Annotated in this window: 12 protein-coding genes and 1 pseudogene; 2 read left to right on the top strand and 11 right to left on the bottom strand. The window is 47.3% G+C overall.

Features of this window, described 5'->3' with window-relative positions; translation table 11 throughout:
- Window positions 1–193, bottom strand: a pseudogene (locus tag FHQ23_RS03330) (aspartate--ammonia ligase); the annotation flags it as partial.
- A gap of 181 nt (window positions 194–374) precedes the next feature.
- Between FHQ23_RS03330 and asnC the strand changes: the two are divergent.
- Both asnC and udp read left to right on the top strand, forming a co-directional pair.
- The gene (gene asnC / locus FHQ23_RS03325) at window positions 375–836 is read left to right on the top strand and encodes a transcriptional regulator AsnC (RefSeq protein WP_132965147.1); all 462 of its coding nucleotides are present in this window, start codon (window positions 375–377) and stop codon (window positions 834–836) included.
- 79 nt (window positions 837–915) lie between these two features.
- Window positions 916–1,671, top strand: a complete 756-nt coding sequence (gene udp / locus FHQ23_RS03320) for a uridine phosphorylase (RefSeq protein ID WP_139613038.1) — start codon at window positions 916–918, stop codon at window positions 1,669–1,671.
- 74 nt (window positions 1,672–1,745) lie between these two features.
- On the opposite strand, the gene FHQ23_RS03315 is transcribed toward udp, so the two are convergent.
- The 10 genes from FHQ23_RS03315 to ftsB all read right to left on the bottom strand — a co-directional run bounded on the left by FHQ23_RS03315 (window position 1,746) and on the right by ftsB (window position 8,725).
- Entirely contained in the window at window positions 1,746–1,961 is a 216-nt protein-coding gene (locus tag FHQ23_RS03315; RefSeq protein WP_132965151.1) for an HP1242/YdcH family protein, read from the bottom strand.
- Between the two features lie 196 nt (window positions 1,962–2,157).
- The gene (locus FHQ23_RS03310) at window positions 2,158–2,805 is read right to left on the bottom strand and encodes a bifunctional 4-hydroxy-2-oxoglutarate aldolase/2-dehydro-3-deoxy-phosphogluconate aldolase (protein ID WP_139613037.1); all 648 of its coding nucleotides are present in this window, start codon (window positions 2,803–2,805) and stop codon (window positions 2,158–2,160) included.
- A 206-nt stretch (window positions 2,806–3,011) separates the two neighbouring features.
- Window positions 3,012–4,256 carry a murein hydrolase activator NlpD gene (gene nlpD / locus FHQ23_RS03305; protein WP_139613036.1) on the bottom strand — a complete coding sequence of 415 codons (1,245 nt, stop codon included), beginning with the start codon at window positions 4,254–4,256 and terminating at the stop codon, window positions 3,012–3,014.
- 14 nt (window positions 4,257–4,270) lie between these two features.
- Window positions 4,271–4,846 carry a YqaA family protein gene (locus FHQ23_RS03300; protein WP_139613035.1) on the bottom strand — a complete coding sequence of 192 codons (576 nt, stop codon included), beginning with the start codon at window positions 4,844–4,846 and terminating at the stop codon, window positions 4,271–4,273.
- Complete coding sequence (locus tag FHQ23_RS03295) at window positions 4,843–5,469, bottom strand: protein-L-isoaspartate(D-aspartate) O-methyltransferase (RefSeq protein ID WP_139613034.1); 627 nt, start codon at window positions 5,467–5,469, stop codon at window positions 4,843–4,845. The genes FHQ23_RS03300 and FHQ23_RS03295 overlap by 4 nt, the downstream gene beginning before the upstream one ends.
- A gap of 1 nt (window position 5,470) precedes the next feature.
- Window positions 5,471–6,211 (bottom strand): 5'/3'-nucleotidase SurE, encoded by a 741-nt coding sequence (surE, locus tag FHQ23_RS03290; RefSeq protein ID WP_139613033.1) that lies wholly within the window; start codon window positions 6,209–6,211, stop codon window positions 5,471–5,473.
- Window positions 6,212–6,235: 24 nt separating this feature from the next.
- Window positions 6,236–7,267 (bottom strand): tRNA pseudouridine(13) synthase TruD, encoded by a 1,032-nt coding sequence (gene truD, locus FHQ23_RS03285; RefSeq protein WP_139613032.1) that lies wholly within the window; start codon window positions 7,265–7,267, stop codon window positions 6,236–6,238.
- Window positions 7,267–7,746: a 2-C-methyl-D-erythritol 2,4-cyclodiphosphate synthase gene (gene ispF / locus FHQ23_RS03280; protein ID WP_139610596.1), complete on the bottom strand. Its 480-nt coding sequence runs from the start codon at window positions 7,744–7,746 to the stop codon at window positions 7,267–7,269. Before ispF ends, truD begins: the two co-directional genes overlap by 1 nt.
- Window positions 7,743–8,441 (bottom strand): 2-C-methyl-D-erythritol 4-phosphate cytidylyltransferase, encoded by a 699-nt coding sequence (gene ispD, locus FHQ23_RS03275; RefSeq protein WP_139613031.1) that lies wholly within the window; start codon window positions 8,439–8,441, stop codon window positions 7,743–7,745. The genes ispF and ispD overlap by 4 nt, the downstream gene beginning before the upstream one ends.
- A complete protein-coding gene (ftsB, locus tag FHQ23_RS03270; RefSeq protein WP_132965169.1) occupies window positions 8,441–8,725 on the bottom strand; it encodes a cell division protein FtsB in 285 nt (94 codons plus the stop codon). Before ftsB ends, ispD begins: the two co-directional genes overlap by 1 nt.
- Window positions 8,726–8,934: the final 209 nt, after the last annotated feature.

Genomic DNA, 8,934 nt, shown 5'->3' with positions numbered 1-8,934 from the left:
CCCCATGAATTTCACGAATATTCACCTGCACCGCATTTTCCACGCCGGACAGATTGTCCTGCATACCATTGCCGACTTGGCTAAGTAGCGGTCCTTGCACCTCAACGATTTTTAAGTGTTCTTTTAACATTTGTGTGAAGGTGTTTTTAACGAAACTGATTTCTTGTTGTTGCAAAATAAAGGAATTTTTCATAATTTATCTAAAGTTTATCTGGGTTGATTAAATAAAAAAAGCGTTTTGCTTATCGTTTTTATGCATTATTCAACAAACAAACAAAAAATTCCAATACTTTTTTAATTTTTTTTGTTAATATGTAGTCATTAATCAATAGAAGCATATTTTTTTTGAAAAAAAACTAAAATCGGAGAAGCGTATGCAACATACCAGCCACATTGATGCTCTTGATCAACAAATCTTGCGAGTTCTGACCAAAGATGCCCGCACCCCTTATGCCGAAATGGCGAAAAAATTCGGGGTCAGCCCAGGTACGATTCATGTTCGAGTGGAAAAAATGCGCCAATCCGGCGTGATTGAAGGCACGAAAGTGCGGATCAATGAACGCAAGCTCGGTTATGATGTTTGTTGCTTTATTGGCATTATTCTAAAAAGCGCCAAAGACTACGACACCGTGATTAAAAAGCTGCAAACTTTTGACGAGGTGGTCGAGGCTTATTACACCACTGGCAATTACTCTATCTTTATCAAGGTGATGACCCACACCATTGAAGAGCTGCATGGGGTGCTGGCAAACAAAATTCAGCTGATAGATGAGATCCAGTCCACAGAAACATTAATTTCTATGCAAAATCCTATCCTCAGAGATATAAATCCATAATTGTTTGGCGTAGAATATCTCTTTTACGGTGTATATAAAATTTTATATAAATCAATAATAATAACAAGGAGATGTTTTTATGGCAGATGTATTTCATTTAGGGTTAAGCAAAGCGGATCTGGAAGGGGCAACAGTTGCAATCGTTCCGGGCGATCCGGCACGTGTCGAGCGTATTGCTAAGCAGATGGACAAACCTAAATTTTTGGTTTCTACCCGCGAATTTACCTCATGGTTAGGCTATGTCGGCGGCAAGCCAATTATGATCTGTTCCACCGGTATCGGCGGTCCTTCTGTTTCAATCGCAGTAGAAGAGCTGGCACAATTAGGCGTGCGCACCTTCTTGCGCATCGGCACCACTGGTGCAATTCAGCCGCATATTAATGTCGGTGATATTTTAGTCACCACTGGCGCGGTGCGTTTAGACGGTGCCAGCCAGCATTTTGCGCCGTTGGAATACCCAGCAGTCGCCGATTTCACTTGTACTTCGGCGCTGTACCAAGTTGCTAAAGAAAGCGGTGCAGCGACCTATGTTGGCATCACCGCCTCTTCGGATACTTTCTATCCAGGACAAGAGCGCTACGACACCTACAGCGGCAAAATCTGCCGTCGCTTTAAAGATTCTCTTAAAGAGTGGCAACAATTGAACGTGATGAATTTTGAGATGGAATCTGCCACCTTATTCACCATGTGCTCAGCATTAGGCTTAAGAGCGGGCATGATTTCTGCCGTGATCGTCAACCGCACCCAGCAAGAAATTCCAAACGAAAGCACCATTAAAGCTGCTGAAGGTACAGCGGTAGCCTTGGTAGTGAAAGCTGCCGGACAGCTAGCTTAAACCTTAACGATAGTCAGATAAATCAATCCCGCAACATTGACCAATGTGCGGGATTTTTGATATTAGCGCCTATCCTAGGCTGCTGCGTTTTTCAAAATCAGATATAACTCATCTTTGAGGCGCAACTTCTCTTTTTTCAGATTTTCCACTTCGGTCACTGTACCCAATTCTATATTGGTTTCAATAGCTTTGATTTTGTGGTCGAGTTCATTGTGCTTGTCAAACAAACGGCTAAAGTGGGCATCTTCTAATTTCAAACGGCTGATCAAATCACGATATTCTGGAAACATACTAAAACTCCTGTTAAATGATGGGGGATAGACGGAAGCAAATCAATTTTGTTTTACTCTAACATCAAACGGCAAATATAACTCGGCGATAGTTCACAAAATTGACTTTAATTAGGGTTTGTTGATGTTTGTTTATATAGTGAAATAAAAAACAGGACGCCATCGCTGCATCCTGTCAATGATAAAGCGAGTCTGCTTATTTGCGTAAGCTGCCGACAAACTGCACTGCTTCTTGCGTGAGACGAGTCACTTCGTCCCAATTTCCAGCGGCGATTGCTTCATTCGGAATCATCCACGAACCGCCCACCGTCGCCACACAATCCAATGCCATATAATTGGCTACGTTTTTCGGGCTGATCCCGCCGGTTGGGCAGAACGTCAGCTGTGGCAATGGGGCAGAAATCGCTTTCAATGCCGGAGCACCGCCATTGGCTTCTGCTGGAAAAAATTTTAAATGATCGTAGCCCAATTCAAGTGCGGTCATCATCTCAGATGGTGTTGACGTGCCCGGCATTAACGGCACTTCGCCCTGCGCAGCATGTTTTAATAACGACAGCGTCGCTCCCGGCGAAATAATAAATTTCGCCCCTGCTGCAAGTGCCGCATCATATTGCTGTGGCGAAATCACTGTTCCGGCGCCCACCAGCGCCTCTGGCATCGCTTCACTGATGATTTTAATCGCCTCTAGTGCCACCGCACTGCGCAAGGTAATCTCAAACACCTTGATGCCGCCTGCCGACAGTGCTTGCGCCATTGGCAGCGCATCCTTTAAATGTTTAATCACCATCACCGGCACCACCGGGGAAGCGGCAAAAACTGCACTGGGTTGTAAACTCCAATTCATAGCAAAAATCCTTGTTAAAAATTCCGTCAATCAAAAAATACAATATCAAAACAGCTTTTTAAAGATAGCAAAAAAACGGACCACTGTCGCATATCATAAGATGAAAAGTGCGGTTTGAAGCCATATTTTGTGATCTTGATCACTTAATACAAACACAAACGGACAGAAAATTCTGCCCGTTATTTGAGATAAAAATAGCTGTACGCTTAACGCGACGGTAAGTAGCGAGCCGGATCGACTGATTTACCTTTGTAACGGATTTCAAAATGCAGTTTGACCGAATTAGTACCGGAACTGCCCATTTTGGCAATTTGCTGTCCGGCGCTGACTTCTTGCTGGTCTTTGACCGAAATACTTTCGTTATGCGCATACGCACTGAGGAAATCATCATTGTGTTTGATGATGATCAAATTGCCGTAGCCGCGCAACGCATTGCCAGCGTACACCACCCGCCCTGCGGCAGCGGCATTCACTGCCTGTCCGCGTGAACCGGAAATATCGATACCTTTATTGCCGCCGTCTGAAGAGGAGAAGCCTTGAATCACTTTGCCGTTACTCGGCCAGCGCCAACTGATGTTAGAATTAACCGCACTTGGTGGGGTCGTCTCTACACGAGCAGGTGCTGTGGCTACTGCTCCTGCCGTTGCCGTCACTGCTTGTTGTGCTTGCTGCTGTGCCATAGTAGCGGCATTACCGGCTGAGGCTTTCACCGGTCCGATAATTGTACCGTCAGAGCCATATTGAGTATTATTCGGGCCCGGTGTATAAGAAACTGCTGGTTGTGTTGGGGTTGCCGCTGGCGCCGATTGTGCCGCCACCATACCGACTGCCGGCGCTGAGCTAGGTGCAACCGCACTTGCTCCGTTGCCAATTTTCAAAACTTGTCCGACTTTCAGATTGTAAGGCTCGCTCATCTGGTTTTTCGCCGCCAGCTCTGCCACATCCATACCGGAAATATAAGCGATTAAAAACATAGTATCGCCTTTACGCACGGTGTAACTGTCGCCTTTATAAAAACCTTTATCAATTTGATTATAGATCGGCGCGTTAGTGGCGCTGTCACGCGGGATCGTGAAATCCTGTGAGACATTATTAGTACGAGTTTGGCTGTTCACCGCAGTGCCGACCGTTTGAGTAGCCTGCTGCACTTGTCCAATCGGTTGCTGTACCGCACTTTGTACATTTTGCTGCACCTGTTGCGTTTGGGTTTGAGCTTGTCCGATCGGCTGCTGAATGGCTTGTTGCACCGACATACTTTCCGGCATGCTTTGCTGCTGAATTTCAGGCTGCCAACTACCATTGCTGGCGCCACTGGCTTCAACCGGCTGCATAATGCCCGGAGACAAATTACCGTCCGCACTTTGTACCGGCGCACCGCCACTGCTGCTACAACCGGCTAAAACAGCCAACGCCAGCGCAGTTGCCGGGAAAAAGAACAGTTTATTTTTCATGTTTAAATCCTTGACTAACGTAAAATAAGATAAGCGATAACCGCTAAGACTACCACGCCCCAACCGATCACTTCAATAGAACGACGCAACTTGGCTTCAATTTTTGGGCCACCCCATGCGGACAATTTCGCGACCAGAATAAACCGTGCCGCACGGGAAACAAAGGCAGTCACGGCAAACGGCAGCAGTGCCATATGCAACAACCCGCCGGCAATGGTGAATACTTTATAGGGAATCGGCGAGAAACCGGCGACGAATAATACCAAGATACCCCACTGGTCAAACCAAGCGATCACTTGTTCCATTTTTGCCTGATAACCAAATTGGATAATATAATGTTGGACAAAATCATAAGCATAATAGCCGATTGCATAGCCGAGCAATCCGCCCAACATTGAGGCAAGTGCGGTGTAAAGCGCATATTTCATTGCCTGTTTAGGCTTGTTCATCGCCATTGGAATTAACATCACATCCGGCGGAATCGGAAAAAAAATCGCTTCAATAAAGCTGACAAAGAACAACCAATAAACCGCTAAACGGTGACGTGACCACTGCATGGTCTTGTCATACATTTTACCAAAAATTTTCACTGTAGCTCTCCTGCCACCAACGGTACAAATTTAACATCTTCTATATTTTCCACTCGATACCGATCACCGATTCGAGTAATCAATTGCAATATTTGATTGCCAACTCCGATTGGGATCACCATTCTGCCGCCGTCACGCAGCTGTTGTAGCAATTCAATCGGCATATTTTCAGCTGCAGCAGTCACCATAATCGCATCAAACGGCGCTTTGGCTTTCCAGCCCTCCCAGCCGTCTGCATGGCGCAGTTGCACATTGTGCAACTCCAATTTTTTCAGACGGTGAATTGCTTGCCATTGTAATTTTTTAATTCGCTCCACGCTATAAACTTTATGGCATAATTTTGCTAAAAGTGCGGTCTGATAGCCACTGCCGGTGCCGATTTCCAACACATGATGCTCGGCTTGCAATCCTAACAGTTCGGTCATTCTGGCGACAATGTAGGGCTGTGACAAGGTTTGTCCTTCGCCAATCGGAATCGCCATATTTTCATAACAACGGCGAGTGAACGCCTCCTCCACAAAAAACGCACGCGGAATCTCATAGATCGCCTGTAAAATAGCGTCATCTTTGATTCCCTGCGCCTGAAGGCGCTGCACCAAGCGCCGTTGTTCGATTTTAGACATCTTATGCCGTTTCCAACCAATGTTGTAGCCGTTGCAATGACTGGTGTGCCGTCATATCAGTTTGAATCGGCGTCAAAGAGACATAGCCGTGCTCTACTGCATGAAAGTCTGTTCCCTCACCACTGTATTCCGGTAGACCGCTGGCACCCACCCAATAAATGCTTTCGCCACGTGGATCAATCTGCTTCACCATTTCACTGGCTGATTCGCGATAACCCAGCTTGGTCACTTTCGAACCTTTTAAATCGGCATAAGGAATATCCGGCACGTTGATGTTGATGATTTCGCGCGAACTCAACACATTGTCGTGCAGTTTCGGAATCAAATCACACACCACTTGCGCTGCGGTTTCAAAATAAATTCGTCCGTCTAATGACACCGCAATCGACGGCAACCCCAAGTGTCGTCCTTCCAACGCCGCTGCGACTGTGCCGGAATAGATCACATCATCGCCTAAATTCGCACCGGCATTGATGCCGGAAACCACCAGATCAACCCGTCCGGCAAGGAAACCGTTCAGCGCCAAATGCACACAATCCGCCGGCGTGCCGTTGATGCAATAGTCACCGTTTGGCAATTTTAACGGTCGCAGCGGCTCAACCAAGGTTAACGAGCTCGAAGCTGCACTGCGGTTACGATCCGGTGCGACAATGGTCACAGTGGCAAATTTGCGTAATGCCGCCGCCATGGTTTGAATTCCCTCGGCATGGATCCCGTCATCGTTACTTAACAAAATATGCATAATTGTCCTTGTTGTTAGGGGCTGTTATTCATGTTCAAGCTGCGCTACTTCACGCACCAGCGCCGTAGCATAACTGCCGCTGTCCAGATAAAACGATAAACGCAAGCCGTCTGCCACAAACTGCCACGTGAAATCTTGCGCCTGCGCCAACAATGCTCGGCGCGCATTTTGCAACCGCTCTTGCTGCATTAAAGCCAGCAATTCAGGGTGTTGCTCCACCACCGCTCGCTCACGTTCGGCGGCTTCGGCTTGGCTGTCCAGCGACTGTGAACCGACTAGCGCTGCGGTCAAGCCAAGATCACGTTGCTGCAAACGCAACTGTAACAACGGCAATTCCGCTGCCGTTGCCACAAACCAACTGTGTGAGCCTTGCAATTGCAGCACATCACCCTCTAACACCGTTGTCGTCAACTGATCTTCAATCCGCTGTGAAACCATTAAATTAAACAATTCACTGCGGGCGGCAGAGAGGTAAAAGCTACGCTTTTTACGGTCTTTAACCTGAATTTCACCTTGCGCCCAACGCAGTGCCTGAGTCAAATTATGCCCGTCGCGTCCGAAGCGTTGCTCCATAAAATAGTTGGGAAAACCGCACTTTTCAATTTGTTGTAAACGCTGAATCAAATCGGCACTTTGCTGCAAATCGCGCAATAAAATCTCAAAACGGTTGCCTTGTAAGCTGCCGATGCGGATTTTGCGATTATGGCGGCTGACGTGCAAAATTTCAACGCCCTCCTCAACGCCCTCCAATGCAAACTGGCTGAAATCCGGTGTCGCCTTGTCCGGCAGATGCAGGCAAAACCACTGTTCAGTGACTGCATGGCGATCTTTCAAGCCGGCATAACTCATGTTTTTGGCGGAGATACCGGCAAATGCCGCCAGTTTCTCGCCAACAAACAAGGTATTGGCATTGGTTTTACGCACCTTTAAGGCAACAAATTCGCCTTCGCCACTGATGGCGTAGCCCAGCTCTTCTTTCACGATAAAATCGCTGAATTCAACTTTTAAGCGGGCGGTTTGTTGTGGTTTACCGTATAAATATTGCAGTTCTGACATCAGCTATCCTTAAGCAGCAGTGCTACCGCTTCACAGGCAATACCTTCGCCACGCCCGGTGAAACCCAGCTTTTCCGTGGTGGTTGCCTTCACATTGACTTGTTGCACATCACAGCCCAAATCTTCGGCAATGCAAGCGCGCATCGCGTCAATATGTGGTCGCATTTTCGGCGCTTGCGCAATAATGGTGACATCCACATTGCCCACTCTATAGCCTTGCAACCGCACTTGGCGATAGGCTTCACGCAATAAGCCACGGCTGTCAGCACCTTGATATGCCATATCGGTATCGGGGAATAATTTACCGATGTCGCCCAACGCCACTGCCCCCAGCAAAGCGTCGGTCAAAGCGTGTAGTGCTACATCACCGTCCGAATGTGCCAACAACCCCTTTTCATAGGGAATTGCCACGCCGCCAATAATTATCGGCCCTGCGCCGCCGAAAGCGTGCACATCAAAACCATGTCCTATGCGTATCATTTGCCGTTTCTCCGTTGTAAATAAAATTCCGCCAAGGCCAGATCCTCCGGTCGGGTGATTTTCAAATTATCCGAGCGCCCTGACACCAAGTGCGGTCGATAGCCCAACAGCTCCATCGCCGAAGCTTCATCCGTCAGGATCAAATCCTGTTCAAACGCATGGGCATAGGCTGTTGCCAGTAATTCGGTAGGGAAGAATTGCGGGGTTAAGGCGTGCCACAATTGCGAGCGATCTTCAGTGGCTTGAATCTGTTGTGCGCTATCGGCACGCTTAATCGTATCAGTTGCCGGATACGCTAAAATAGCCCCGTTTAGATCGTCAATTTGCAGCAATTTATCCAAATCGTGATGGGTCAAACAAGGACGTGCCGCATCATGCACCAGCACCCAACTCTCGCTCCCCCCGATTTCAACCGCACTTTGCAACGCAGCAAACACCGACGCCGCACGGGTTTCACCACCGTGTACAATCTGAATTTGCGGATGTTGCGCTAAACCCAATTGCCCGATGCAGGGGTCATCTTGCGCCACCGACAAAATCACTTTTTCAATCGGCGCATAACTCAACAACACGTCCAAGGTGTGTTGCAAAATCGGTTTGCCGTTCAGCAATAAATACTGCTTGGGTTTATCCTGCTGCATCCGACTGCCGACACCCGCCGCCGGCACGATGGCAATAATATTACGCGCCACCATTATTGATATTCGTCCGCTTTCATCAAACGGTAGAAAACCTCATTGGATTTAACCATGTCGTGTTCCAGGCGGGCACGTTCTTCTACTGCCGCTACACCCTCTTTCAAATCTTTGATTTCTGCCATAATCAATTGATTACGCTGCGCCAACAGGGTGTTTTCCGCCGATCGTTGTTCAATTTCCTGCTGCACCGCCTGATAATCACGGTAGCCGTTTTTGCCGAACCAAAAGCTGTATTGAAACAGCAGCAGCAGACCACCAAGGATAATGATCAATACCCGCATACTTGCCTTTCCTGTTTGAGTGAAAATGGGGATAGTTTACCTTGAAATTCGCCAAAAGTGGAACGCTAAACAGCATTTCGCTAAAGAGGATTGTTCCAATATTCTTGCCACTCACTATGTTTACATTTGATAGCGCAACAATCAACAGGCTAAATGCTATGTATTCCACAGATTTAATTCAGAAAAAAACAAATAAAACAATAAGTTAA

The sequence above is a fragment of the Testudinibacter crocodili genome (genome assembly GCF_006228025.1).
Classification (GTDB): domain Bacteria; phylum Pseudomonadota; class Gammaproteobacteria; order Enterobacterales; family Pasteurellaceae; genus Chelonobacter.
The sequence above is the reverse complement of the archived record's forward strand: the minus strand, read 5'-3'. Positions and strand labels throughout refer to the sequence as shown.